Below are 25,123 nucleotides of genomic sequence, written 5' to 3' on the forward strand. Positions count from 1 at the left end.
GCTTGCGCGACCGCGGGATGGGTCGACAGGGCCGCCTCGACCTCCACACAGTAGACGTTCATCCCGCCGGTGATGATCATATCCGCGAGCCGGTCCACGAGATACAGGTAGCCCTCATCGTCCATTCGGCCGACATCACCGGTGCGCAGCCATCCGCCGTGGAATCGCTTGCGGTAGCTGACGTCATCACGCCAGTAACCCGTCATGACATACGGGCTGCTCACACAGACCTCCCCGACCTCACCTGTCCGGCAACGGGTTCCGTCGTCGGACCGAACGGAGACGGCGCACATGGTCACCGCCCGACCCACCGAAGACAGCAGCCCGGGTTCGGACAACGCACGCGCGTGGTCCTCCTTGCGCAACAGCGTGGCGAACTGGGGACATTCGGTCTGGGCATACAACTGCTGCAGGACCGGCCCGAACAGGTCCATGGCCTCGGTCAGCAGACCCGGCGACATCGGGGCCGAACCGTACTGGAAGGTTCGTATCGAGTCGCTCGCCCAGCGCCGTCGACGCGCCGCATCGACGATCCGGCGCACCATGGTCGGAACACCGTAGGACCACGTCGCCCCGTGCGCGTCGACCAGGTCGATCCAGCGGTCCGCGTCGAAGCCCGGCTCGATCACCAACTCCGCACCGCGGAGAATGCCTGCGGCGGTGAACAGCCCGGCGGAGTGGGCCAGCGGAGTGGTCAGCAGCAGCAGGTCGTCGCGACCGATTCCCGCCTCGATCAGGTGGGACCACAGGTTCTGCACCACCGAATGCTGCGAGTGCACAATGCCTTTGGGCTTTCCGGTGGTCCCTCCGGACATATACACGGCCGCCGGTGCATCGGCGCCGAGATCGTGGCCCGGTTCGAGCACCCGGTCGGCCCCGACCGCATCGGTCCAGCCCCGGTGCAGGGAGACTCGCGCAACGGACGCCGGGACCCCCGCAGCCAGCGGGGCCAACTCGTCGTCGACGACGACACAGGAGGAGTCAACCAGTCCGGCGATCGTCGTAACCTCCGGGGCCGACAGCATGGCGTTCAACGGGACCTTCACCGCACCGAGCGCCATCACCGCCAGATCCGTCGCGGGGAAGCCGGGGCCGTTGCCGAGCAGGATGATCACGCGGTCCCCGCGGCCGACCCCGGCGGCGCGCAGCAGATCTGCGATATGACCGACCGCGCGCCCCAGATCGGCGTACGTCCACGTCAGCTCCGGGAAGTGCAACGCGGGCCGCCCGGCGTGCAGGTCGAGGGCATGACGGAAGACATCCCACAGGTTTCCGGCAACGGGCCCGACAGTCGACCCGAGATCGGTTGCAGTCATGGCACCACCGTCAGCCCTGGTAACGGACGACGTCCAAGGCGAACCCGACGTACCACCGGGCGATCTGTTCGGCGGAGGCCGGTCCGGACGTCGAATACCACTGGGCCAGACCGGTACACATCGTCACCACCGCCCGAGCGGCCTCGCGCGGGGCGTCCACCGCGAACAGGCCCGCTTCGTGCCCGCGTACCACCTCATCGTCGACGTAGTCTTGGATCTGCTTGCGCATCTCGACGATTCGCTCACGCCCCGGCTCCTCCAGGCTCCGCATCTCGCTGGCACCGATGAAGCCCAACTCGCGCCGGTGGGTGTGGAACAGCGCCAGGTTTTCGATCAGCAGACAGAACCGGTCGAAGGTGCTCTGGGCCTCGGCCAGCACCAGCTCGCACCGGTGGATCAGATCGATCATGGTGAGGTCAAGGATCTTGAGCAGCATCTCCTGCTTGCTCGAATAGTGGTGGTAGATCCCAGGTACCGACAGTTCGGCCCGGCGAGCGATATCGCGCACGGTGGACCCGTGGTAGCCGACCTCGAGGAACGCCTCCAGTGCGGCCATCAGTGGCGCGTCGAGGCTGAGCGGATCGTACCGCCGCCAGTCCGACAGGGTCTGGGGACCAGGGGTTGCGACGGCCGTGTCCCCACCCGAGGTCGGCGCGAGAAGTTCGGCGGCGGACACCTCGAGTAGTCGGGCGATCTCGGTGAGGCGGATGGCGCTGATGCCGGTGCGGCCATGTTCGACCGCGCTCACCGTGGCCGGGCTGACCCCGAGGTGGGTGGCCAGCTCCCGCAGGGTCAGGCCGCGCATCCCCCGGATCTGCCGGATCCTCGCGCCCAAGGCCATCGCCAGTTCCGCCTCGCTGGCGGACACGGGGCTCTGGGACATCAAGCCTCCTCGGAATGTTCGGTAAAGGTAAACACTCTAACCCGCATATCGCTCGGGCCGGTGCACTGAACCATCAACTGTAGTATGCCGCTTCACCGCGAATTGCTGGCATTTCCCGTGCTTTGTCGTGATTGACAGCACACTACCCGTCTGAAAGTGTCAGTATTACTAACCACTGCCCGAGCGATCGCTAAGTCGGAAAGGAGGCGTGAAAGTGCCCGAGTCCCCCGGCTCTACCGAAACCGTCGACGCGGGCGTTGTCCCGACACCCCGCACCACGCCCTCACCGCGGCTCGCCAAGCTCGACCGATCCCTCGACGTTGTCAGCACGACGATCGCGCGGGTCTGCGCCTGGACCGTCGCGGCGATGCTGCTGCTGATGCTGGCCGCGGTCACCCTCCAGGTGGCCTCCCGATACTGGCTGCACTTTCTGGTGGGCGGATCCGAAGAACTCGCGAGACTGTCCATGGTCACGATGGTCTTCCTCGGTCTTCCGGTGCTGGCTCGCTATTCCGAGCACATCAAGCTCGACGTGGCGAACGAGTTCATCCGCAATGTCCGGGCCAGGGAGTGGCTGGCCAGGGCCGCCCTCTTGATGGAACTCGTCTTCCTCGTGGTGCTGAGTGCGCTGGCCTACGAATTCGTGGTCAGCCTGTGGCATTCGCAGCAGCAGTCACCGGCGCTCGGGCTGCGGATCTTATGGTCGCGACTTCCGATCCTGATCGGTTCATCGCTGGCCGCCCTGGTCTGCGCGTGCATTCTGGTCCGACGCGTGACCGGTAATCCGGATGAGGACAAGGTCCCGGGGAACCTCACCGTCCCGGGAACCTGAACCGACGACCCCGAACCACCCGCCCCGAGCTCGACGCGCCGGAAAGGACACCGACAGCAACCATGGTCATCGCCGTTCCGATTCTGCTCGCCGTTCTGTTGCTGCTCGCCGGCGTAGCGGTGTTCGCCGCCTTCGGACTCGCGTCGGTGATCGGGCTGGACTCGCTGGGCCAGAACCTGCAATCCGTACCCGCCATCATGTTCGCCGGCATGGATTCCTTTCCGCTGATGGCGGTTCCGTTCTTCCTGCTGGCCGGCGTGCTGATGAAGCACACAGGTGTGTCCACCCGACTGGTCCGGTTCGTCGGATCCTTCACGGGCTGGATCAGGGGCGGCGCCGGGCTCACGATGATCTACGCCAGCGCCGTGTTCGGCGCCATCTCCGGCTCATCGGTGGCCACCGTGTCGGCCATGGGGTCGATCCTGTCCCCCGAGATGCGGCGCGACGGTTACCCGACGCAGTACATCGGCGCGTTGACTGCGGTGTCCGGCACCCTCGGCATCCTGTTGCCGCCGAGCATCCCGATGGTCGTGTACGGGATCGCCACCGGCACCTCGATCGGCGATCTGTTCCTGTCCGGAATCAGCGCGGGCGTCCTGCTGATAGCGACCCTGACCGTCGTGCATCTGGTCATCGCCCGGCGGATGCCCAACATCATGCGGGACAACCAACTCGACGGCACCCAACGCGAACAGCGGCGGATACGCCGCACCTTCCCGCCCGCGGTACCGGCCCTGCTACTGCCGGTGCTGGTGCTCGGCGGCATCTACGGCGGAATCTTCACACCGACCGAAGCCGGCGCAATATCCTGTGTGGCAGCGCTTCTCCTCGGCTTCGTGGTGTACCGCTCGCTCACCGTGCCACAGTTCGCCCGCACGCTGCGGGAGGCCGCGGTCACCACCGCCGGGCTGCTCATCATCCTGGCGGCCGGCACCCTGTTCTCCCGCTGGCTCACCCTGTCCAGGGTCAACGCCGCCCTGGCCGAATGGGTGGCCGCCCACGCCTCCAACACGTTGGTGTTCCTGGTCCTGGCCAACATCGTGATCGCCGCAGTCGCACTGTTCGTCGAAGAGAACACCACAATCATCATCCTGGCTCCGTTACTGGTGCCGATCGCGGTGCAGCTCGGCATCGACCCGGTCCATTTCGGGACGATCATGGTGGTCAACATGGGGATCTCGCTGTCGACCCCACCGATGGCCCCCAATCTGTTCGTGGCGGCCAAGGTCTGCTCAGCCTCGTTCGCCCGGATGACCAAACCGACACTCATCTTCCTGCTGTGTGCCGCGGTACCGGTCCTCATCCTGGTCAACCTGCTACCCGACATGGTCCTGTTCTTCCGATGAGCGCGCCCAACGCTCACCCGGCCAGATCACCGAAGGAGAAGCGCCCGTGAAGATCACCCGAGCCCGCCGCGCCGCGGCACTGATCGCCACCGCCGGCCTGTTCCTCGCCGCCTGCGGAGGTGGCGGCGGTACCGGCGCCGGGAATGCCGCCGGGCCCCCGGTCGCCATGAACCTCGGGCACGTGTTCCCCGATGGCTCTGAAATCGACAACGCCGCAGATGCATTCGCCGCGGCGGTGGCCGAGAGATCGAATGGCTCGCTCACCGTGAACGTCTTCCCCGGTGGACAGATCGGCAGCGACGAAGAGATGGCCACCGCATTGAACAGCGGAAGCCAGGAGGCGGCCATCCTCAGCCAGGGATCGAGCGGCTTCGGCACCCGGGTGCAGCTGGGTAATCTGCCCTATCTGGTCAGCACCGACGAGGAGGCCGACGCACTCTTCTTCGGCGACGGCTACATCGCCAACTTCGACAAGGAGACTTTGGCGCAGAACGGGATTCACGGCCTGGAGTTCGTCGAGAACGGCTTCCGGGCACTGAGCAACAGTGCCCGTCCGGTGCGCACGCCCGCCGACGTCGCGGGCCTCAAAATCCGGGTGCCCAGCTCCGACCTGCTGATCTCGATCTTCGGCAACTGGAAGGCACAGGCCACCGCGATCCCGTTCCCCGAGCTGTACACGGCGCTGGAACAGGGCACGGTGGACGGCCAGGAGAACGGTGTCATGCTGTTCCGCGATTCCAACTTCGCCGAAGTCCAGCCCTTCCTCACCGACACCCGCTACACATATTCGACGGCGGTCTTCTGCGTCTCGCAGCTCACCTGGGACACCATGTCGCCGGAACAGCAGGCAATCCTGCAGGAGGAGGCCGAGAAGGCCAGCCTCGCCCAGCGCACCGCCTCGCGGGCGAGCACACAGGCCGCCCTCGACGAGATCGCCGGGACCGTCGAGGTGACCACGCTCTCCGACGCCGACCTGGCCAAATGGCGGGACAGCGTACAGCCGATCTACGAGCAGGCCAGGGATACGTTCGGCGCCGACGTGATGGACGACCTACTGGCCGCCGTCGAGAAAGCGCGCCGGTAACTTGGGCACGACAACACACGGTGAGCGCGGCTGGCAGCTGCGCGTCGACCGGACCGACCCCGGCCGGACCCGGCTGCACGAGACCGCCGTTCCCGAACCTGCGGCCGGGCAGGCAGTCCTGCGCACCAGCCTGGTCGCGGTCACCGCCAACACCACCGCCTACGCCGAACTCGGTGAGCGGCTGCGGTACTGGGACTTCTTCCCGATCGACGAACCGGGTTGGGGCCTGACCCCGATGTGGGGCTTCGCCGATGTGGTGGCCAGCCGTGCGGAGGGGGTCGAGCCCGGCACCCGGGTCTATGGTTTCGTGCCCTCCGCCAGCCACGCCGCGGTCCTGCCGAAGCTCGTCGCCGCCGGGCGGTTCCGCGATACCGGCGGTGTCCGCGGGGAGCTGCCGCCGTCGTACAACAACTATCTGACCACCACCCACGACCCGAGCTGGTTTCCACCGCATCGCGAGGACCTCCAGGTCGTGTTCCGGCCGCTGTTCATCACGTCGTGGGCACTGGCGGACTGGCTGGGCACGGTCGAATCCCTCGGCGTCGACCGGATTCTGATGTCGTCGGCGTCCAGCAAGACCGCTTACGGGACCGCGCTGCTGCTGTCGGGCCGGCCCGGCCGGACCCGGCTGGTCGGACTGACCTCCAAGGCCAACCGGGACTATGTCGCCAAGCTGGCGGTCTACGACGAGGTGATCCCCTATGACGACCTGGATGCGCTGACGCCGGTCGGCACCAGCCTGTACATCGATCTGGCCGGCAGCTCCGAGATCCGCGCCGTCCTGCGGTCCGGCCTGGGTCCCACGCTGGTGCGCGAGGTGGCGGTCGGGCTGACCCATCACGAAGGCATTCCCGAGACCGTCGCCACTCACCAACCGGAATTCTGGTTCGCACCGGAGCATCTCACGGCTCGCGGAAAGCAATGGGGTCCAGGCGTTCTGCACAAGAGATTCAGCACCGACTACCGGGCCGCGTTGCCCGCGCTGGCGGCCGCCGTCGAGCTCGAACACGCGACCGGAGCCGCGGCGCTGGAACAGGTCTGGCACGCGGTGCTGACCAACACCACCGCGCCCGGCGTCGTGCCGGTCGTTGCCCTGTGACCGCCACCGACAAAGGAGTTGCCGTGCCTATTGATCCGACCCCGAACCGGGTGCGCGCCGCCCTCGCCGCGGGCCGCCCGGCGTGGGGTACCTGGGTGCAGACCCGCAGTGCCGAAGCGTGCGAGGCGGCCGCCGCGACCGGCTTCGACTTTGTGGTCGTCGATATGCAACACGGCCCGCATTCGGTCTCCGAGGCCGCCACCCTGCTGCGCGGAATCCACGCCTACGGTGCGTCGCCCGTGGTGCGGCTGCCCGATTCGTCGCCCCGGCTGGTCGGGCACCTGCTCGACGCGGGCGCCCACGGCATCCTGGCACCCGACCTGCGCACGGCCGACGACGCGCGGGCCGTCGTCGAGGCCGCCAGATACGCGCCGGATGGCACCCGGGGCGCGTGCCCCACCGTTCCGGCGACCGCTCACGGTGCGATCCCGTGGGCGGAATACCGATCCTGGGCCGACGAGCAGGTCATGGTGTGGGGCCTGATCGAGACGCCGGACGCCGTGGAGAACATCGAGAAGATCGTCGCGACGGGCCTGCACGCCGTCGTGCTCGGCCCGTTCGATCTGGCCATGGCCCTGGGCCTCGACGGTGACGTCACGCACCCCGACGTGGTCGCCGGGCTCGCGCGGGTGACCGCGGCGGCGACCGCGGCCGGCGTCGAGACGGTGGCCGTGTTGTTCGACGAGGTGACCCGAATCGCCGACGGGGCCCAGGCGTGGCTGGACCGCGGCTGCCGGATCATCACCGCATCCTCGGACCGGTGGTGCCTCGCCCAGGGCTGGGCCACCGCATTGGCCGGGTTGCGGTCGGTGGATTGAGTCGGTGCCGCACCTCGGTTAGCTGGTCGTTCACGACGGGACGAATGGCTACGTCAGGATCGACCATGTCGGTTTGCCGGAGCCGACGACCCGGTACGTCGCAGTGATACCATCGCGTTCAGATTTACTGAACACGGAGGTCGTTTCACTGTCGGATTCCGATGCGCGTGTCGCCATGGGCGCCCGCGTACGTCAGGTTCGCGCCACCCGCGGGCTGTCCCTTCGCAAACTGGCCGCCGCGCTGGAGATCAGCCCGGCCACCCTGAGCGCAATGGAGAACGGCCACACCGGCATCGATGCCGTTCGGCTCGGTCGGATCTCGACGATCCTGCAGACCCCGGTCGAATTCCTGATCATCGGCACCGAGAGCTCATCCCCCGCCGACCCGGTGACGCCCAGCGAATCATGGCGGGATTTCCCGCCCACCGAGCTCGACGCTCCGCTGGCGAGTGCGCTTTCCGCATTCGTCGAGGTCGGCTTTCACGCAGCGACGATCCGCGATATCGCCAGGCGCGCCGACATGTCGGCGCCCGGGATCTACCACCACTACGCCAGCAAGCAGGACATGCTCGTGGCGCTGCTCAGGATGGCCGTCGACGATCTGCTACGCCGGTGTGAAGCCGCCAGGGACGAACAGGACATCCCGGTCGATCGATTCGCGAACCTGATCGAGTGTCTCGCGCTGTTTCACGGTCATCGGCGCGAGTTGAGCTTCGTCGGGGCCAGCGAGATGCGTAGCGTCAGCGGCGCCGACCGAGAAACGATCAGCCGCCCAAGGCTTCTCGTGCAGAAGATGGTCGATCACGAGGTTGAACAGGCCCGCGCGGCGGGCTTGTTCCATGTCGACGAGCCGAAGACCGCGGCCAGGGCCGTGGTGATGATGTGCACCTCGATCCCGCAGTGGTTCCGGCCCGACGGGCCGGTGACTCCCGAACATCTGGCCAGACAGTATGTTCAGCTGGCGCTCGGCATGTGCCGATACGCAGGCTGACCTCCGGTCATCGAGCGTTGGTACCGGTGACCAGGTCCCGCCCTGCGGTCTCCGGGCTGTAGAAGGTCGTCACGAAGGACACCGTGGCCAACAGCGCCAGGTACCCCACCAGAGGCCACCAGTGCCCGGCCAGCGCCACCAGCGAGGCCGCGACCAGCGGCGCGATACCACCACTGACGATGCCACCGAACTCCTTGGCGACCGCGATCCCCGAGTACCGGTACCGGGATCCGAAAAGCTCGGGAAGATACGAGGATTCCACCGCGTAGAGGCCGTAGACCAGCACCCCGAATCCGATCGTGTAGGCGGCGACGACCAGTTCGACCCTCCCGGTCTGGATCATCAGGACCAGCGGCAGCGCCAGCACCGCCAGAGCACCGGAGAGCCATCGGAACACGATGCGGCGCCCACAGCGATCAGACATCCAGCCGATCAGTGGGCTGGTCGCGAAGGCGATCACCGACGCCACCATCAGACCGGCCGTCCCCACCGCCCGGTCACCCCCAGCCGCGGTTGCCGCGAACCCGACGAAGAACACCTGGAACAGGACCGAGGGGCCGGCCTCGCCGATCCGCAAACCCATGGCTATCAACAACGTCCGTCGCCCACTGGAGAACAGATCGCCGTAGACTTTGCGGAACGCCAGACCGCGCTGACTTCCCTCGACCCGCGCGAAGGTGGGGCTCTCGTCGAGGCTCCACCGCATCCAGAACGCCCAGGCGGTGACCCCGAGGCTGAGCAGGAACGGGATCCGCCAGCCCCACGCCAGAATCTGCTCCTCGGGCAGGAGCAGGATGAGCAGCCAGATCCCGGACGCCGCCAACGTTCCGGTGTTGGTGCCGAGACAGACGAACGATGCCATCAGCCCACGGCGCTGTGGTCCGGCCGACTCGGTCAGCAGGGTTGACGCGCCCGCCAACTCGGCACCGGCCCCGAAGCCCTGAATAATCCGCAGGACGACGAGAAGAACTGGCGCCCAGACTCCGATCGTCGAGTAGGTGGGCAGCAGACCGATCGCGGTGGTGGCCAACCCCATCATCCCGACCGTGATGATCAGAACCGTCTTGCGTCCGATCCGATCCCCCATCCAACCGAGGATGACACCCCCGAACGGACGGGCCAGGAAGCCGACCGCATGGGTGGCGAATGCCGCGAGCATGCCGATCGTGGGGCTCGCATTCGGGAAGAACAGGGTGTTGAAGACGAGGGCCGCCGCCAGGCCGTAGAGCGCGAAGTCGTAGTACTCCAGCGCCGTGGCCGCACTTGCCGAGACGACATTGCGCCGCAGCTGGCTGCGGTTGAGCACCGGGGTCGGTGCACTGGTGGTCGATCGGCTCACCTCGGTACCCGACTCTCTCTCAGGAGGACCGCTGAGCGGCGGCGGCGGAGGTGTCCCCGATGGGACGTACCTTTCTGAACAGCGGATGCCGGAACGGGCCTCCCGGTTCCATCTCCGCGTAGGCGCGGGAGAAGGCCCGCTTCGAACTGGCCGCGTCCTGGTTCGCCCGCTCCGATGCGACGGTTCGGTCGTTGCGGGGCAGCGGGGCATACGACGTCCCCTCGCCGAACAGCCGGACCGACACGGTGCGGCGGCGATTGCCCGCACGGGTCGGCGCTCCCCCGTGCAAGGTGCGCATATCGAAGATCAGCATATCGCCGGGATCTGTTTCCCACGAGCTGATCTGCCACTCGTCACGGGTCGCCTGGATATCGGGCAGCCGCGGCATGACGTCCTCGTCGTCACCGAAGAGCGACGCGGTGTCGTCCTTGGCGTCGAGTGCGGCGGCGTTGAACAGCGGACCACGGTGGGACCCCGGAACGAACTCGAGCGCATCCTGAGCCGCCACATGATCGAGCGACATCCACACCACGCACGTGTTCTCGCCGCGCATCGGAAGGTAGGAGGCATCCTGATGCCACGGGGTCCTGCGGCTCGAACCGCCCTCCTTGAGGAACACCTGCTCGTAGAAGAACCAGACGTCCGGCCTGCCCCACACGGCACTCACGTAGTCACACACCGGCGTCCGGGTGAGCAGCGGATCGTAGGCGTCCCAGACCTCCGTATTACTAGAGTCGGTGAAGAACTTCGCGCCGTCCTCCGGATACAGCCGCAACGCCTTTCGGCCCGGATTGGCGATGCTGGCCTCGTATGCGTCGGTAAGCAGGCGCAGGTGGTCCGGCAACAGCGCCCGCTTGACGAGTACCACGCCGTCCGCGCGGTACTGCGCGCGCAGGGCGTCGGCCTGAACGGGAGCGACGACATTCGCCATCGGAGTCCTTCCTCGGCGTGTTCAGCGAAAACCGAACATTTGATCGGTCAGTGTTCGTATAGTTAGACATCGAGGCCGCCGCTGTCAATGCCCAATTTGGTCTTGACGCACCCGAAATGCCTCGTATCCTTACCCGGAAGCACCCCGAACGGTCGATCGGCATACCTGCCGGATGACGAACGCAACGAGGCGGAGGCGCGAGACATTGCGACCATGTGAGTCCACCGACCGCGATACCGACCGCGGGACAGGAATCGTCGACGCGGCCCGCTTCTACGGCACGACACCCGGATTTCGGGAACGGGTGGCGATCGTGCTCGATGACCGCCGAGTCACCTTCGGTGAACTCTGGGACCGATCCGAGCGACTCGCGGACGGCCTCGGACGCCGCTGGGGGCTGCAGCCCGGTGATGTAGTGGCGATGCTGGCGAAGAACAGCGTCGAACTCATCGAGACGATCTACGCGTGCGCGATCCTGCACATCGCCCTGGCCCCGGTGAGCTACCGCTCGACTGCTTCGGAACTACTGGCCGCACTTGAGGTTTCAGGAGCGCGCGCGATCATCGTCGATGACGAGTTCCGGCCTGTACTGGATGCGGTCAAGGACCGGGTGACGTTCCAACGGACCCACATCGCGGTGCTGGGCGAACCGTCCGCCGAATTCACGTCCTACGCCGAACTGGTCGATGCGGGCCAGGTCCCGCGGCCACCGGCCCGGAGTACCGGCGCCGATGCGGTGCTGTGGATCGGCCTCACCGGCGGTACCACGGGACGGCCCAAGGCGTGCGTGTGCACGCAGGCCGCGCTCGTTCAGAACTGGCTCGCGATGACGATAGAGATCGGGATCGGGCGCGGCGACGTGGAGTTGATCGGCGGGCCGTTCTACCACGGGCTCGGCTTCGTGTTCGGGCTCCAGCAGCTCTATGTGGGCGGGTGCGTCGTGGTCATGCGCGATTTCGACCCCGCCGCGGCACTCGAGGCCCTGGCCCAGCACGGGGTCACGGTCGTGCCGATGCCACCGACCATGCACCGCATGATGATGCAGGCCGCCCAACGGTCGTCGGCCTGCCGGGACAGCATGCGCACCGTGGTCACGACGTCGGCCCCGATCACACCGGCGGACCGGCGCGAACTCGAAACCTTCTACCCGAACGCCGGCCTCTACAACTACTACGGCTCCACCGAACTGGGTTTCGCCACCCTCCTGCGCCCGGAGGATCCGGACCGGGTGCGCGATTCGGTGGGGCGCCCCTGGCTGGGGTCCACCATCCAGATCATGAGCCGGGACGGCTCCTTGCTCGCGCCAGGCGAGGTCGGCCTGGTCTGCAAGCGGGGGCAGCTGCTCGCCTCCCACTATCTGGACAATCCCACCGCCAACGCCGATATGTGGATCGACGGTTGGGCGACGGTCGGCGACATCGGCTTCGTGGACACCGAAGGCTACCTGCATCTGGTCGCCAGGGAGAATGACGTGATCATCACCGGCGGGGTCAACGTCTATCCCTCGGAGGTCGAACTGGTGATCGCCGAGCTACCCGAGGTCACCGACGTCGCCGTGGTCGGCCTGCCGGATCCGTTGTGGGGTCAGCGTATCCACGCTGTTGTCGTCCTGCACGACGCCGCGGTAGCCGAGCCCGACGACATCATCGACGCGTGCGCGTCCCGGCTGGCCGGTTTCAAACGGCCACGGGGAGTCGATTTTTGGCCCGAACTGCCCCGGAACCCGGTGGGCAAACTCCTTCGGGCCCGGATTGTCGAGCAGTTGCAGTCGCCGGCTCAAACCGCCATCAGGTAGCCACCGTCGACCCGAATCGCATCGGCGGTGTGGAAGTCCGATGCCGAGGAGGCGAGATACACACAGACACCGGCTATTTCACCGGGCTGTGCGGGCCGGCGCGCGATACTGCGCTCCATCAGCCGCGGGCGGACCTCATCGTCGCCCAACTCGGGCACCGTCATATCCGTCTCGACCCAGCCCGGGAGTACGGCGTTACACTGCACGTTGTAGCGGCCCAGGGCGGCCGCCGCGCTGCGCGACAATCCCAGAAGTCCGGTTTTCGCCGCTGAATATGCAGGGGCCCTCGACATCCCGGCTACGGCTCCGATCGATGACACGATGATGATCTTGCCGTGCCGCTGTTGTTTGAACCCGGGGACGCACGCCTGGATACATCGCCACGTCCCGGTCAGGTTGGTGTTGATGACGTCGTCCCACACCTCCTCCTGCACCTCGTCGAACCGGACGCTCTCGCCCGGCCGGCCGGCGTTGGCCACCAGCACATCGACCCCGCCGAGGTGCTCGTTGGTCACCCGCAGCGCGTCGCGCACCGACTCGGTCGAGGTGACGTCACAGGTCACCGCCACCGCACCGACCTCATCGGCCATGGCGTCGAGCGCCGCCCGGTCGCGCCCCCATATCGCCACCCGCGCACCCGCCGCTGCGTAGTGGCGGGTGATCGCGGCCCCAATGCCCTTGGCGCCCCCGGTCACCACGGCCCGCCTGCCATCGAGTCGAATCCCGCCCGGAACGCTCACGGCGGCCGTCACAGCACGCCCTCCACGACCCGGATCTCCGATCGTTGCCCACCCCAGGGCGGCGTGGCCCCACCCTGCAGGGCCAGCGCGACGAACCGGGACCCCAACTCCTCGACGCCGAGCCCGGCATCCGGCCGGTACCACGTCGCGGTGTGGTTGACCGCGCCGAGCAGGTACAACCGCAGCAGTGGGTCGTCGGACACCAGGCCGGCCGCCATCGCGTCGTCGATGACGCTCTGCCACAACTGCTCGTAGGCGTCCCGGATGTGCACCACGCGTTGGCGTTCGACCTCGTCGAGCCGGTGAAATTCGCGCAGCGCCACGATCATGAACGGCCTGGACTCACCGTGTAGCGCCGCCAGGTGCGCGACCACCAGCGACCGCAGCCGTTCGAGCGGATCGGTGACCCCCTCGAGCCGCGTACGCACCAGCGCATCGGCCCGCAGGGTGCCCTCGGCGACGGCCGCGACCAGCAGATCGGCCTTGCTGGAGAAGCGGTTGAACAGGCTTCCCGTCGACATTCCGCATCGCTCCGCGATGTGTCGCACCGTGGCCGCCGAATAGCCCGATTCGGCGAATTCGATGGCCGCGGCGACGAGTACGCGGTCCTGACCGGGTTCAGTCACGTGTTGTCCTCCGGATAGAAGCCGCCGCCGGATTTACGTCCGAGTCGACCGTCGGCGACCAGCTCGGCAAGGATCGGCGGCGGCGCGAACCGGTCGCCACCGTAATGTTCGGTGAGCGCGGTGGCGACCCGCAACGCCGTGTCCAGCCCCGCCAGGTCAAGGGTGGTGATGGGGCCCATCTTGTGGCCGTACATGAGCTGCGCGACGGTGTCGACCTCTTCCGGGGTCGCGACCCCTTCGTCCACCAGTCGGGCCGCCTCCATGAACAGTGCCGTACTCATCCGGTTGGAGATGAATCCGGGGACATCCTTGCGGCACACCACGAATCGCCGGTCGTTGGCGGTCAGATAGCGCTGTGCCGCGTCCAGGGTTGCGGCCGAGGTGGCCGGCGCCAGGATGATCTCGACCAGCATCATCATCGGCGGCGGGTTCGACCAGTGCATTCCGATGACCCGTTCCGGCTTCCGGCAGCTGGCAGCGACACTCGCGATGCGGAACTGCGACGTGTTGGTACCGAGCACGACATCCTCGTCGCACCAGTCGCCGAGCCGGCCGAACAATTCCTGTTTCGGCGTGAGGTCCTCCACGATGGCCTCGGTGACCAGGTCCGCGCGGCGAGCGGCCGCTTCCAGATCGGTGCCGAGGGACAACCGGGCGCGGGCCCGGGCCGCCTGGTCCTCGGTGAGCTTCCTGGACCGAACGAAACGGGCCAAACTGTCGACGATTCTCGCCTCGGCGGCCGAAAGCGCGGCCGGTGCGGTGTCCACGAGATCGACCTCGAAACCGGCCTGCGCCGCCACCTGGGCGATACCACTGCCCATCAGGCCCGATCCGACCACCAGGACGCGGCGGACCTCGCGCATCGGGATACCGGGCGGCCGTTCGGTCATCGGCCGGCTCCCACGGACGTCGTGGCGGCGGGCGCGGCATCGTCGAGGCTCGCCCCGAAGATCGCGATGAAGGAAATGAATTCCCCTGGGAGTCCGCCCATGTTGTGGGCCAGCCCGAGCCGGGGCTCGTCGAGTTGGCGGCCGCCGGCCTCGCCGCGGAACTGCAGCCACAGCTCGTAGAGCATCCGCAGCCCACTCGCGCCGACCGGATGCCCGAAGGATTTCAGGCCGCCGTCCGGGTTGACCGGCAGCGCACCGGTGAGGTCGTAGCGGCCGGCCAGCACATCCTGGTAGGCCTGGCCGCGCGCCGAGAATCCGAGGTCCTCCATCAGGATCATCTCGGTCGGCGTGAAACAGTCGTGCACCTCGGCCATCGAGATCTGGTTCGCCGGGTCGGTGACTCCGGCCTGGCCGTACGCCTCTGCGGCACAGGCGATCACTTCGGGGAAGCTGATGTGCCGATGCCCCGCCGTGGCCATCCCTTCGCTGTTGCCCGCATGCAACGACATTCCTTTGAGGAACATCGGCCGGTCGGTGTACCGGTAGGCGTCCTCGGCGCGCACGATGATGGCCGCCGCGGCGCCGTCGGCGACACCGGAACAGTCGAACACACTGAGATTTCCGGCCACCCGGGGCGCCCTGTCGATCTTCTCCTTCGGCACCACCGAGCGGTACTGGGCCAGCTCGTTGAGGGCGCCGTTGCTGTGGTTCTTCCACGCGATGTGGGTGAGCGCATCGCGCAGCGTGCCCGCATCCACGCCGTAGTGTTCGGCATAGGCGTCGGGCAGCATCGCGTAGGCCGCCGGGTTGCTGATCTCGGCGGCGGTGTTGTCGCCCGGCGCCTCGGCCAGCGTGAGGCCGGAAAATCCACTGTCCTTGAGCTTTTCGACACCGACCGCCATCACGACGTCGTAGACGCCCGCTGCCACGGCGAACGCCGCGTTGCGGAACGCCTCCGAGCCGCTGGCGCAGAAGTTCTCCACCCGGGTCACCGGCGCCTCGACCTTCAGCGCCTTGGCCAACGGCAGTCCGGAATGGTGAGTGGCCAGGGTGGAGAACCAAAAGGCTTCGACGTCGGTCTTTTTCAGTCCGTCGACCGACGCCAGTGCGCCGTGCGCCGCGTCGATCACCATATCCTCGGCCGAGGAGTCCCAGTTCTCCCCGAACTTGGTGCACCCCATCCCGATGATCGCGATCCGGTCGCGCAGGCTTCCGCTCATGGTGCCGATCCTTTCTCGGTGATCTGGCGATCCGACGTCGGCCGCGCCTTCCAGAAATAGTTGGGCGTTCCCCGCACCGCGTAGGTGCGGCGGAAGGTCATCTCGACCCGGTCCCCGAGCTGCAGACCCGGGCCGTCGTCGGCGACCTCCATCATGATCCGACCGCCCTGGTCGAAGTCGACCGTCGCGGCGAGCGCAGGTGGAGACGGGCTGTCGGAGACCGAATCCGTGCTCAGCGCAACCACGGTGCCGGTCAGGTCGGCGACCGGATACGGCTCGGTGTCGTCGAGCGCACCGCATTCGCCACACACCCGGTGGGCGGGGAGATAGACCTTTCCGCAGGACCGGCACCGGCTGCCCTCGAGGCCGAACTTCCAGCCCACGTTGCGGTGGGCCGGGGGAGCCGCGACGTCCGGCCGCTCCGGCCTGCGGCTGGGCTCCCGCTCGATCAGTCCCCGCCAGGTGAGAAAGCTCGGATAGCCGATCTCGTTGCGTCCGGTCGGCGGGCGCGGTCCCGGTCCGTCGACCAGCGCCCGCACCAGCAGCGCGTCGACCCCGCCGACGGCGGTCACCACCAGAATCACGTCACCGGCTTTGGCGGTGTCGAGTGCGGCGGCCAGCAGCAGGCCCGGATCGGCGGCACCGCAGAAACCCACGCCGTCGCGGTGGCCGGCCTGAACGTCGGCATCACCTGCCGCACCGACGGCGGCCGCGGTGCCCGCGGCGAACCGCCGGTTGGGGGCGGCCACCACCGTCGTCGTCGGGGTGTCGGTGAATCCGCTGTTCTTGCCGACCTCGGCGACCGCCTGCCGGACCGCCTCGCCGAGGACGTGCTGGGAGAACCGCTCCTCCCAGGTATGAGCATGCGCCGCACCGGGAATCCGCCACACGTCCATCAGCTCGAGCGAGACCGATGCGGTCCCGATTACGGCGGCGACGGCATCGTCACCATCCCCGAACGCGAAGGCCGCCGCACCGTCACCGCCGTCGACCTCATCGGCGGATCCGGACCGTCCGGAGCGCTGGTCACCCATCGCGGCGACGCCGCCGGTGGCCGCGGCCGTGACGAGTGCGGCGAAACCCCCACGCAGGCCACCGAGGTCGACGGTCAGATCCCACTCGTCACCGCCGGTCGCGGTGTGCACGACCGTCGCGTTCGATTTGTCCAGAAACGGCGGTGAGGAGGTGGCGAAGTACAGCGGCCCGCGGCGCAGAGGCGCCGGCAGTCGGCGCACCGCCGCGACCGCCATGGTGATCGGGTCCTCGTCGTACCCGGCGACGGCTCGGGCCCCACGCCCGGCGCCGTTGGTGCCGAGGGCTTCCGCGACCGTGGCCCGCAGAAGCACGTTCGCCGGTACATAGGACGCATAACCGGTGATCCGGTTGGGATAGGCCACCACTCGTCACGCTCCTTCGTCGGTTGTCTGCGCCAGCACCCGGATCGCGCTCACCGGACAGCTGTCCTCCGCCTCGTGCAGTGCGTCCAGGCTGACGTCCTCGGCATCGGCGATATGGGCCTTGCCGTCCCCGCCCATCACGAAGACGCGGGCCGCGATGGTGGTGCACCAGGTGGAGCCGACACAGGTTGACGCATCCAACTCGACCCGAACCCGGCCCGCGGTCACGGCTCCACCTTGCGCACCGGCAATGCGTCGAGGCCGTGCAGGATCAGCACCCGATGCCACCGGAGTTCATCTTCCGGCACCGCAAGGGCGGGCCGCCCGACGGTCCGGGTCAGGGTCGTCAGACCGGCGACCATCTCCATCCGGGCCAGTGAGGCACCCAGACAGAAATGGATGCCCTGCCCGAACATCAGATGCGGATTCTCCCGCCGATCGATGCGAAAACTCCGTGGGTCCTCGAACCGGCGGGGGTCACGGTTGGCGGCACCGGTCAGCAGATAGACCCGGCTACCCGCCTCGATCAGTTCCCCACCGAGCGTCGTATCGGCGGTGGCGCGGCGCACGATGATGTTGCCCGGCCCCAGATACCGCAGGCATTCCTCGACCGCGCCCGCGGCGATTTCGGGGTCCGAACCCATTCGGCGCCAGTCCGAGGATGAGGACAGCAGCAGGTAGATCGCATTGGCCATGGCGTTCTGGATCGTCTTGTAGCCGGCGTCGAGGATCAGCATGCAGGTGGCGATGAGCTCGATCTCGGTCAGGGTCCCGTCGGTGTCGTTGGCTTCGACCAGTCCGGACAGGATGTTGTCTGCGGGCTCGCGACGGTAGAGAGCGACCAGATCCAGCAGGTAGGCCTCGAACTCGGCCATCGCCGCGGCCACCCGGTCGTTGCGCTCGGGGTCGCCGAGCGAGCCGTTGATGAACAGGCCCAGCTCCTCGGCCCAACCCTTGAGCCGGACGCCGTCCGCGACCGGCACCCCGAACATCTCCGCGATCATCTGGCCGGGAAGCGGCACACAGAAGTCGGCCATCAGATCGACCGTCGCGCCGTCCGCGAGCCGACGGCCGACTTCATCCGCCAGCCCCTGAGCGAGTGCCTCGGCCTTGCCCCGCAGTGTTCGGACCCGGCGTGGGGTGAACGATTTGTGCACCAGCCCGCGCAGCCGCGTGTGGTCGGGCGGGCTCAGGAACACCATCCATCGTCCGAGGATGTCGAACATCGGCTCGAAACGGGCGCGATCGGGCGCGGGAACCCGGGTCGAGAGGTACGGGCCGACGCGGTCGGAGCCGAACGTCTGGTCGCGCAGCGCGGTGCTGACGTCGTCATGACGCGAGACCAGCCAAGCCTTCATGCGCTTGTTCCACAGCACGGGGGCCTGCTCGACCAGGGCTTCGAAGTACGGGAAGGGATTCGCGGCGAGATCGGAGGCGACGAGGCTGACCTGATCGAGGTCGCCCCGCACGGTTTGGGTCATATCCGGCCTCCGATGTCGGCGTCGAGAACACCGTCATACAAGCACCGAACGCTCGCTCGGTCAACCACGTCATTCCGTACAGTTAGGCGCGTTGACCGAGCGTCCGTTCGACCGTAGAGTGCGTGACTGCAGTCACAGTCCGGCCGTTTTCCGATGGAGCTCACCTATGGACCGACACCGTCCAGCTTGTCCGCCACGCGTCGCGATCATCGGTGCGGGCGTGGCCGGCGTCCGGACCGCCCTGGCCCTGCGCCGGCGGGCATTCGCCGGTGAAGTCGTGCTGCTCGGCGCGGAGACCCGAACCCCGTACGACCGCCCACCGCTGATCACGCAGATTCTCAGCGGCAGCTGGCAGCCCGAGCTGGCCGGCCTGGTAGCGCCCGGCCAGCTGGACGATATGGGCATCGAACTACGGCCGGGTTGCCGGGCCGTGGGACTCGGTCCGGCCGGCGTCCGGCTGGCCGACAATCGTTGCGTCGAAGCCGATTTCGTCGTCCTCGCCACCGGATCCGTACCGCACCACCTCGCCGATGAGCCGCGCGATCCGCGGATCCACCGGATCGGCACGCTCGACGATGTGCTGCGACTGCGGGACGTGTTCGGCACGGCGAGTTCACTGCTCGTCATCGGCGCCGGTTTGACCGGCGGCGAGGTCGCCACCGTCGCGCACGACGCCGGACTCCGGGTCGACATCGTCGAAGCCGGGCCCAAGCCGTTCGTCCGGACCCTCGGGCCGGCCGGCGGTAGGATCCTGGCCGCGCGGCACCGCGACCGCGGCGTACGCATCCACCCCGGCCGGTGGGTCGAGTCATGGCACACCGGACCGTCCGGCATCGGCCTCGAACTCGACGACGGCATGCGGCTTTCCGCCCAGCACGCAGTGATAGCCACCGGCGCCCGACCGGCCCTCGACTGGCTCGTCGACGGGCCAGGCACCGACCGGCCAGTTCTGCAGGCCAACCTCGAACAGGGCCTGGCCTGCGACAGCGACGGGCGGGTGATCGGCACGTCGACCCTGTACGCCGTCGGCGACAGTGCCGCATGGACCGACCCCGGCACCGGCGTCCGTTCGCGTGCCCAGCACTGGACCCGTGCCATCGAACAGGCCGAGGTGGTGGCCGCGGTCATCGCCGCGCGCGCCGACGAGCCCAGCCCCGCCGACCACATCCCCGACGATCATCGCGAGACCTTCCCCACGATCGGCCCGGCCTACATGTGGACCGACCAGGCCGGCACCAGAATTCAGGTGATCGGCGATCCGCACCTGGGCGAACAGCAATTGGTCCTGCAGGCCGACGACACCGGCACCGTGGTGATCACCTGCGACCGGGGTCATACCGTCGCGGTCACGCTGATCGGCACACCGCGCGCGCTGCCACCGGCGCGGGCCGCGGTCGCCGACGCGGTGCCCGCCGCCCAGGCCGTCGAACTGATCGGGGCCCGGATCGCATTGCGCCCCACCACCGTCGACACCCTCGTCGCCAGCAGCTGAGTGGGTTGGCATGTACCCGGGACACCATGCCGCGCTGCGCCCCGACCACCCTGCCATCGTGATGCACGGATCCGGAGCGGTGACCACATACGCCGATCTCGACCGCGAGTCGGCCCGGTTGGCGCGGTTCCTGCACCGCGAAGGCCTGCGGAAGGGCGACGGCATCGTCGTCGTATCGCCGAACCACCCGATGTGCCTGATCGCCTACTGGGCCGCCGTCCGCAGCGGGCTGTATGTCACCGCCCTCAATCACCACCTGACCGCCGATGAGGCGTTGCCGGTGCTGGCCAACTGCCGTCCGCGGGCATTGATCGCCTCGGCGGCGTGCGGTCCGCTGGCCGCCGCACTGGCCGCCGCGACACCGACGCTGCGGATCAGGCTCGCATTCGACGGAACGGTGCCCGGCTGCGCCGACTACACCGAAACCCTGGCGGGCGTCTCGGCCGCGCGGTTGGACCGCCAACCGCGGGGCGCCGACATGCTCTATTCGTCCGGCACCACCGGCGGAATACCGAAGGGAATCCGTCCGCCGCTGCCCGACCGCGAGGTACACGAACCCGGTGATCCGATGGTCGCCTCGTTCGGCCCCCACTACGGACTCGACGAGCACACCGTCTACCTGTCCCCGGCACCTCTGTATCACGGTGGCCCACTGCGATTGGCCATCGTGGTGCTGTCCCTCGGTGGCACGGTCGTGGTGCTGGAGCGATTCGACGCCGAAACTGCCCTCGCCGCGATCGACCGCCACCGGTGCACGCACAGTCAGTGGGTGCCGACGATGTTCGTGCGGATGCTCAAACTGCCCGACGCGGTCCGGGACCGCTACGACGTGTCATCGATGCGCTGTGCGGTCCACGCGTCGGCGCCATGCCCGGTCGAGGTCAAGCGCGCGATGATGGCCTGGTGGGGCCCCGTACTCGAGGAGTACTACGCCTCACAGGAGGCGGCCGGAATCACCATGATCTCCAGCCGGGAGTGGTGCGCTCACCCGGGCTCGGTCGGGCGCGCCGTGCTGGGCACCATCAAGATCTGCGACGCCTCTGGAGCAGAATTGCCACCCGGCGAGACCGGCACCATCTACTTCGCCCGTGACGAGGTGCCCTTCGTGTATCACGACGATCCGGTCCGCACGGAGCAGGCGCAGCATCCGCAGCACCCGAACTGGAGCACACCCGGCGACGTCGGCCACCTCGATGAGGACGGCTATCTCTACCTCACCGACCGCGCCGCGTTCATGATCATCTCCGGCGGTGTGAACATCTTCCCGCAGGAGATCGAGGACGCGTTGGCATTGCACCCGGCCATTCACGACGTCGCGGTCATCGGTATACCCGACGACGACCTAGGCGAGATGGTGGCCGCCTTCGTGATCGCCGCGGCCGGACATCGACCCGGACCCGAGCTGGCGCAGCGAATCCGCGGCCATGTCGCCGCGCGGCTGGCCCGCTACAAGGTGCCGCGGCGCATCGAATTCGTCGATGACCTGCCCCGGACCCCGACCGGAAAGCTCGCCAAGGCCGGGCTGATCCGGCGGTACCGGTCCACCGGTGCGACGACGGGCCTCGGCGAGATCGTTCCCGGGCTAGGCGAACCGGATCGACGGCGCGGGTAGGGTTTTCACCCCGCTATGCGCGAATTGCGTCCAGCACGTACGCATTTCGCCGGCCAGCCGCTGATCGATGGTCCGGTTCGGGCCGAGCATCGGGGCATCGGCCCAGGCCTGCGGCGTCCCGAACAGGAACGGCAGCTCGATGCAGTGACACGCTCCGATCGGGGCCTGCTCGGGGGCCCAGTCGAAGCGGTAGCTGCCCGCCCGGCCGCCATGCGTCGTCCAGGCATCGACCAGGTGCTGCGCCGATGCTGCGAAGGCCTGCTCGGTGACCACCGAGACGTCCACCCCGGGCAGCAACGCCGCGAACGGGGCGCCGTCGTCCTTGGTGTAACCGGCCAGCACCTCGATTCGCCCGGCGGCGTCGGCGATGCGGCCCGCGACATCGTCGACGGCGGGTAGCGGATACCGGCCCAGCCGCGGGGCGAACGCCAACGCGCCCAGCAGTCCGAACGGCTGCGCGGCGACGACGGCATCGCCCTCGGCCTGCAGGAGCCGTTCGACGGGGGTCCGCATCGGATCGGCGCCGGCCAGCGCGTCATCCATCGCCGCGCGCATGACCTCGGCCATCTCGTCACGGCCGTCGTCCATCTCCAGCGGCGCGCTCTGCAGGATCGCCCGGTGAAACAGCCCCACCGCGTCCTCGCACAGCATCAGCGACCAGACCGAATGCCCTCCGGCGGACTGACCGAACGCGGTCACGTTCGCGGGGTCGCCGCCGAACGCCGCGATATTGTCCGCGACCCAGCGCAACGCCAGAATCTGGTCGCGCAGCCCCAGGTTGTCGTCACCGGCCGGGCCGAGGTAGCCGAAGATGCCGAGCCGGTACGTCACGTTGACCACGACGACATTGCCCGCGCGGACCAGTTCCGCCGCATCGTATTTAGCCGATTCACCGCTGCCCGACACGTACGCGCCGCCATGAAACCACACCATCACCGGCAGGTCGTCCGCATCGGCGGGCGCGGTGACCGATACCACCAGACAATCCTCGTCCGTCGACAACCCGTCGAGCACTGATCCGGCGACCCAGGCGAGACGCGACGGGCGCTGCGGGCAGGCCGGCCCGGGCCGGGTCGCATCCCGCACCCCCGACCAGTGGGCCGGCCGCGCGTCGGCGAACCGGGCCGCCGTGCCGTAGGGCACGCCGTGCGCGCGTACCAGCCCGTCATGTTCGTCGACGCGGATCGTCCCGCCGCGCAATCGCCGCTCTCCCACACCGAGAACGCTAGCCCGGCCCCGGATCGGAATAGTGGTTGGACCCGCTCGGTTTGACACACCGTGTGCGACGTGGCGTGCGACGGTATCAGGAGGATAAGGCTTGACATTCACGGTTGATCGGCAAGTAGCGCAGGCATTGGCGGAGCTGGGTTCGGCTCCGGGGGAGGCTCCCGCAGTCGGCGACGTAGAAACCCGTCGAGCCAACACCAGGCAGGCATTCGAGCGCGTCGACGCCGCCCTGCCACCCGTCTCGGGAGTGATCCGAACCGATCACACCATCGAGGCTGGTGACGGCGCACTGTTAACGGCGTCCTGGTACCGGCCGGAACAATACGAACGGCCCGGCCCCGCGGTGCTGTACCTGCACGGTGGCGGCATGATCGTGGACCTGCTGGCTGCCTACGATTCCATCGTCCGTGGCTACGTCGCCGCGAGCAACGTTCCGATGCTGGTGGTCGACTACCGCGTCGCCCCCGAGTACCCCCATCCGACGCCGGTCGAGGATTGCTTCAGCGCGTTCACCTGGTTGGCGTTGCACGCCGCCGAGTTCGGCGTCGATCCCGGCCGGATCGCGGTGATGGGCGACAGCGCGGGCGGTGGCCTTGCGGCGGGTGTCGCGCTGCTGGCCCGTGACCGCGGCGGGCCCACGCCCGCTCAGCAGATCCTGATCTATCCGATGCTCGACGACCGCACCACCATCGCGGACCCACAGTTACCGCCAACCTCGCTGATCTGGAACTACGACGACAACATCACCGGCTGGACGGCGCTGCTCGGGGACAGCGCCGGTGGAGAAGCCGTCTCGCCGTATGCCGCGCCGGCACGCGCCGGCGACCTGTCCGGGCTCGCCCCCGGCTACATCGAGGTCGGCGAGCTCGACATCTTCCGCGACGAGAACATCGGCTACGCCCGCCGACTGGCCGAGGCCGGAGTGCCCACCGAGTTTCATCTGCATCCCGGGTGTCCGCATGGTTTCGACTTCTTCGCGTTCAACGCCGACGTGTCGCGAAGGGCGATGGCCGACCGGGTGCGCCGCCTGCGGCTCCTTTGAGCAGAACTGAGCCCACGCACTAGATTGCGGGCGTGAGCCCCTCCCCCGCCGGGCGGTTCGCGCCGAGCCCCTCGGCCGATCTGCACATCGGCAACCTGCGCACCGCGGTGCTGGCGTGGTTGTTCGCCCGGTCGACCGGGCGGCGGTTCCTGCTGCGCGTCGAGGACCTCGATGACCGCACCTTCAGCGACATCGGGACGCGCCAGGTCGACGACCTCGCCGCCATCGGCATCGTCCCCGACGATCCGGTGCAATGGCAGACCACGCACCGGGCACGCTACGACGCGGCGATCGAACGATTGGACGTCGACGGCCTGCTGTACGAATGCTATTGCAGCCGAAAAGACATCGCCCAGGCCCCGCAGGCGCCGCACGCCCCGCAGGGCGCATATCCGGGGACCTGCCGCGACCTTTCGGATGCCGAGCGCCAGCAGCGCCGCGCCGAGACCGGGCGCCCGCCCGCGCTGCGGCTGCGCACCGACACCTTCGTCGGAACGGTCACCGACCTGGTGCACGGCCCCTACACCGGCATCGTCGACGACTTCGTGGTCCGCCGCGGCGACGGGGTCCCGGCCTACAACCTGGCCGTGGTGGTGGACGATGCCGCGACCGGGGTCGACCAGGTGGTGCGCGGCGACGACCTGTTGAGCTCGTCGCCCCGGCAGGCCTATCTGGCCCGGCTGCTGGGGTACCGGGAACCGGTCTACGCGCATGTGCCGTTGGTGCTCAACGAGGACGGGGCCCGGCTGGCCAAGCGGGACGGCGCGGTCACCCTGGCCGAGATCGGGGCCGATCGGGCACTGGCTCGGATCGGTGCGTCACTGGGGTGGCCGGCGACCGACCTCGACGGGATGTTGGCCCGGTTCGACCCGGCACTGCTGCCCCGCCGACCGTGGATATACCGGCCGGATTGAGCAGAACCCTTCACCAGGGGTCCCGGGGCTGCTAGCTTCCGGCGGTGC

The 25,123-nt window shown here is 68.2% G+C and carries 22 protein-coding genes and 1 pseudogene; 11 read left to right on the top strand and 12 right to left on the bottom strand.

Annotation, left to right across the window (positions count from 1 at the left end; genetic code table 11):
* A partial coding sequence (locus ACWDTP_RS22845) for a class I adenylate-forming enzyme family protein (protein ID WP_450023953.1) occupies nucleotides 1–1,316 on the bottom strand: 1,316 nt, incomplete at its 3' end.
* A 10-nt stretch (nucleotides 1,317–1,326) separates the two neighbouring features.
* Nucleotides 1,327–2,199 (bottom strand): TetR family transcriptional regulator, encoded by an 873-nt coding sequence (locus ACWDTP_RS22850; protein WP_450023955.1) that lies wholly within the window; start codon nucleotides 2,197–2,199, stop codon nucleotides 1,327–1,329.
* 214 nt (nucleotides 2,200–2,413) lie between these two features.
* Between ACWDTP_RS22850 and ACWDTP_RS22855 the strand changes: the two genes are divergently transcribed.
* The 6 genes from ACWDTP_RS22855 (at nucleotide 2,414) to ACWDTP_RS22880 (ending at nucleotide 8,369) form a co-directional block, all read left to right on the top strand.
* Complete coding sequence (locus tag ACWDTP_RS22855) at nucleotides 2,414–3,031, top strand: TRAP transporter small permease (protein WP_450023957.1); 618 nt, start codon at nucleotides 2,414–2,416, stop codon at nucleotides 3,029–3,031.
* 62 nt (nucleotides 3,032–3,093) lie between these two features.
* Nucleotides 3,094–4,377 carry a TRAP transporter large permease gene (locus ACWDTP_RS22860; protein WP_450023959.1) on the top strand — a complete coding sequence of 428 codons (1,284 nt, stop codon included), beginning with the start codon at nucleotides 3,094–3,096 and terminating at the stop codon, nucleotides 4,375–4,377.
* A gap of 46 nt (nucleotides 4,378–4,423) precedes the next feature.
* Entirely contained in the window at nucleotides 4,424–5,461 is a 1,038-nt protein-coding gene (locus tag ACWDTP_RS22865; protein ID WP_450023961.1) for a TRAP transporter substrate-binding protein, read from the top strand.
* A gap of 1 nt (nucleotide 5,462) precedes the next feature.
* Complete coding sequence (locus ACWDTP_RS22870) at nucleotides 5,463–6,560, top strand: DUF2855 family protein (protein WP_450023962.1); 1,098 nt, start codon at nucleotides 5,463–5,465, stop codon at nucleotides 6,558–6,560.
* 23 nt (nucleotides 6,561–6,583) lie between these two features.
* A complete protein-coding gene (locus tag ACWDTP_RS22875; RefSeq protein WP_450023964.1) occupies nucleotides 6,584–7,378 on the top strand; it encodes an HpcH/HpaI aldolase family protein in 795 nt (264 codons plus the stop codon).
* A gap of 175 nt (nucleotides 7,379–7,553) precedes the next feature.
* Complete coding sequence (locus ACWDTP_RS22880) at nucleotides 7,554–8,369, top strand: TetR family transcriptional regulator (protein ID WP_450023966.1); 816 nt, start codon at nucleotides 7,554–7,556, stop codon at nucleotides 8,367–8,369.
* 7 nt (nucleotides 8,370–8,376) lie between these two features.
* Here the strand turns inward: ACWDTP_RS22880 and ACWDTP_RS22885 are convergent, their stop codons facing one another.
* Nucleotides 8,377–9,708, bottom strand: a complete 1,332-nt coding sequence (locus ACWDTP_RS22885) for an MFS transporter (protein WP_450023968.1) — start codon at nucleotides 9,706–9,708, stop codon at nucleotides 8,377–8,379.
* A gap of 19 nt (nucleotides 9,709–9,727) precedes the next feature.
* Entirely contained in the window at nucleotides 9,728–10,639 is a 912-nt protein-coding gene (locus ACWDTP_RS22890) for a phytanoyl-CoA dioxygenase family protein (protein ID WP_450023970.1), read from the bottom strand.
* A gap of 205 nt (nucleotides 10,640–10,844) precedes the next feature.
* Between ACWDTP_RS22890 and ACWDTP_RS22895 the strand changes: the two genes are divergently transcribed.
* Nucleotides 10,845–12,434, top strand: coding sequence for a class I adenylate-forming enzyme family protein (locus ACWDTP_RS22895; protein ID WP_450023972.1), 1,590 nt, complete (start codon nucleotides 10,845–10,847; stop codon nucleotides 12,432–12,434).
* On the opposite strand, the gene ACWDTP_RS22900 is transcribed toward ACWDTP_RS22895, so the two are convergent.
* The 7 genes and pseudogenes from ACWDTP_RS22900 to ACWDTP_RS22930 form a co-directional block, all read right to left on the bottom strand.
* The gene (locus ACWDTP_RS22900) at nucleotides 12,416–13,186 is read right to left on the bottom strand and encodes an SDR family NAD(P)-dependent oxidoreductase (RefSeq protein ID WP_450023974.1); all 771 of its coding nucleotides are present in this window, start codon (nucleotides 13,184–13,186) and stop codon (nucleotides 12,416–12,418) included. The genes ACWDTP_RS22895 and ACWDTP_RS22900 overlap by 19 nt on opposite strands.
* The gene (locus ACWDTP_RS22905) at nucleotides 13,183–13,800 is read right to left on the bottom strand and encodes a TetR/AcrR family transcriptional regulator (protein ID WP_450023976.1); all 618 of its coding nucleotides are present in this window, start codon (nucleotides 13,798–13,800) and stop codon (nucleotides 13,183–13,185) included. The genes ACWDTP_RS22900 and ACWDTP_RS22905 overlap by 4 nt, the downstream gene beginning before the upstream one ends.
* Complete coding sequence (locus ACWDTP_RS22910; protein ID WP_450023978.1) at nucleotides 13,797–14,690, bottom strand: 3-hydroxyacyl-CoA dehydrogenase family protein; 894 nt, start codon at nucleotides 14,688–14,690, stop codon at nucleotides 13,797–13,799. The genes ACWDTP_RS22905 and ACWDTP_RS22910 overlap by 4 nt, the downstream gene beginning before the upstream one ends.
* Complete coding sequence (locus ACWDTP_RS22915) at nucleotides 14,687–15,910, bottom strand: acetyl-CoA acetyltransferase (protein WP_450023980.1); 1,224 nt, start codon at nucleotides 15,908–15,910, stop codon at nucleotides 14,687–14,689. Before ACWDTP_RS22915 ends, ACWDTP_RS22910 begins: the two co-directional genes overlap by 4 nt.
* Nucleotides 15,907–17,307 carry a zinc ribbon domain-containing protein gene (locus ACWDTP_RS22920; protein ID WP_450023982.1) on the bottom strand — a complete coding sequence of 467 codons (1,401 nt, stop codon included), beginning with the start codon at nucleotides 17,305–17,307 and terminating at the stop codon, nucleotides 15,907–15,909. Before ACWDTP_RS22920 ends, ACWDTP_RS22915 begins: the two co-directional genes overlap by 4 nt.
* A gap of 6 nt (nucleotides 17,308–17,313) precedes the next feature.
* A complete protein-coding gene (locus ACWDTP_RS22925) occupies nucleotides 17,314–17,535 on the bottom strand; it encodes a ferredoxin (RefSeq protein WP_450023984.1) in 222 nt (73 codons plus the stop codon).
* 122 nt (nucleotides 17,536–17,657) lie between these two features.
* Nucleotides 17,658–18,788: pseudogene (locus tag ACWDTP_RS22930) on the bottom strand (cytochrome P450); the annotation flags it as partial.
* 166 nt (nucleotides 18,789–18,954) lie between these two features.
* Here ACWDTP_RS22930 and ACWDTP_RS22935 point away from each other — a divergent pair.
* Together ACWDTP_RS22935 and ACWDTP_RS22940 are read left to right on the top strand one after the other, a co-directional pair.
* Nucleotides 18,955–20,280: an NAD(P)/FAD-dependent oxidoreductase gene (locus ACWDTP_RS22935; RefSeq protein ID WP_450023986.1), complete on the top strand. Its 1,326-nt coding sequence runs from the start codon at nucleotides 18,955–18,957 to the stop codon at nucleotides 20,278–20,280.
* A 10-nt stretch (nucleotides 20,281–20,290) separates the two neighbouring features.
* The gene (locus ACWDTP_RS22940) at nucleotides 20,291–21,892 is read left to right on the top strand and encodes an acyl-CoA synthetase (protein WP_450023988.1); all 1,602 of its coding nucleotides are present in this window, start codon (nucleotides 20,291–20,293) and stop codon (nucleotides 21,890–21,892) included.
* Here the strand turns inward: ACWDTP_RS22940 and ACWDTP_RS22945 are convergent.
* On the bottom strand, nucleotides 21,863–23,107 hold the full coding sequence (locus ACWDTP_RS22945; RefSeq protein ID WP_450023990.1) for a carboxylesterase family protein: 1,245 nt from the start codon (nucleotides 23,105–23,107) through the stop codon (nucleotides 21,863–21,865). The genes ACWDTP_RS22940 and ACWDTP_RS22945 overlap by 30 nt on opposite strands.
* Nucleotides 23,108–23,210: 103 nt before the next feature.
* Between ACWDTP_RS22945 and ACWDTP_RS22950 the strand changes: the two genes are divergently transcribed.
* Together ACWDTP_RS22950 and gluQRS are read left to right on the top strand one after the other, a co-directional pair.
* Nucleotides 23,211–24,161, top strand: coding sequence for an alpha/beta hydrolase (locus tag ACWDTP_RS22950; protein WP_450023993.1), 951 nt, complete (start codon nucleotides 23,211–23,213; stop codon nucleotides 24,159–24,161).
* A 32-nt stretch (nucleotides 24,162–24,193) separates the two neighbouring features.
* Nucleotides 24,194–25,075, top strand: a complete 882-nt coding sequence (gluQRS, locus tag ACWDTP_RS22955) for a tRNA glutamyl-Q(34) synthetase GluQRS (protein ID WP_450023995.1) — start codon at nucleotides 24,194–24,196, stop codon at nucleotides 25,073–25,075.
* The last annotated feature ends 48 nt before the right edge of the window (nucleotides 25,076–25,123 follow it).

This window comes from Mycobacterium sp. NPDC003449 (assembly GCF_053588415.1).

What these genes read in the sequence shown, in the direction of transcription:
- ACWDTP_RS22935 (WP_450023986.1), top strand. Translation starts at nt 18,955, where the DNA reads ATGGACCGACACCGTCCAGCTTGTCCGCCACGCGTCGCGATCATCGGT.
- ACWDTP_RS22910 (WP_450023978.1), bottom strand. Translation starts at nt 14,690, where the DNA reads ATGACCGAACGGCCGCCCGGTATCCCGATGCGCGAGGTCCGCCGCGTC.
- ACWDTP_RS22890 (WP_450023970.1), bottom strand. Translation starts at nt 10,639, where the DNA reads ATGGCGAATGTCGTCGCTCCCGTTCAGGCCGACGCCCTGCGCGCGCAG.
- ACWDTP_RS22940 (WP_450023988.1), top strand. Translation starts at nt 20,291, where the DNA reads ATGTACCCGGGACACCATGCCGCGCTGCGCCCCGACCACCCTGCCATC.
- ACWDTP_RS22880 (WP_450023966.1), top strand. Translation starts at nt 7,554, where the DNA reads ATGGGCGCCCGCGTACGTCAGGTTCGCGCCACCCGCGGGCTGTCCCTT.
- ACWDTP_RS22850 (WP_450023955.1), bottom strand. Translation starts at nt 2,199, where the DNA reads ATGTCCCAGAGCCCCGTGTCCGCCAGCGAGGCGGAACTGGCGATGGCC.
- ACWDTP_RS22860 (WP_450023959.1), top strand. Translation starts at nt 3,094, where the DNA reads ATGGTCATCGCCGTTCCGATTCTGCTCGCCGTTCTGTTGCTGCTCGCC.
- ACWDTP_RS22915 (WP_450023980.1), bottom strand. Translation starts at nt 15,910, where the DNA reads ATGAGCGGAAGCCTGCGCGACCGGATCGCGATCATCGGGATGGGGTGC.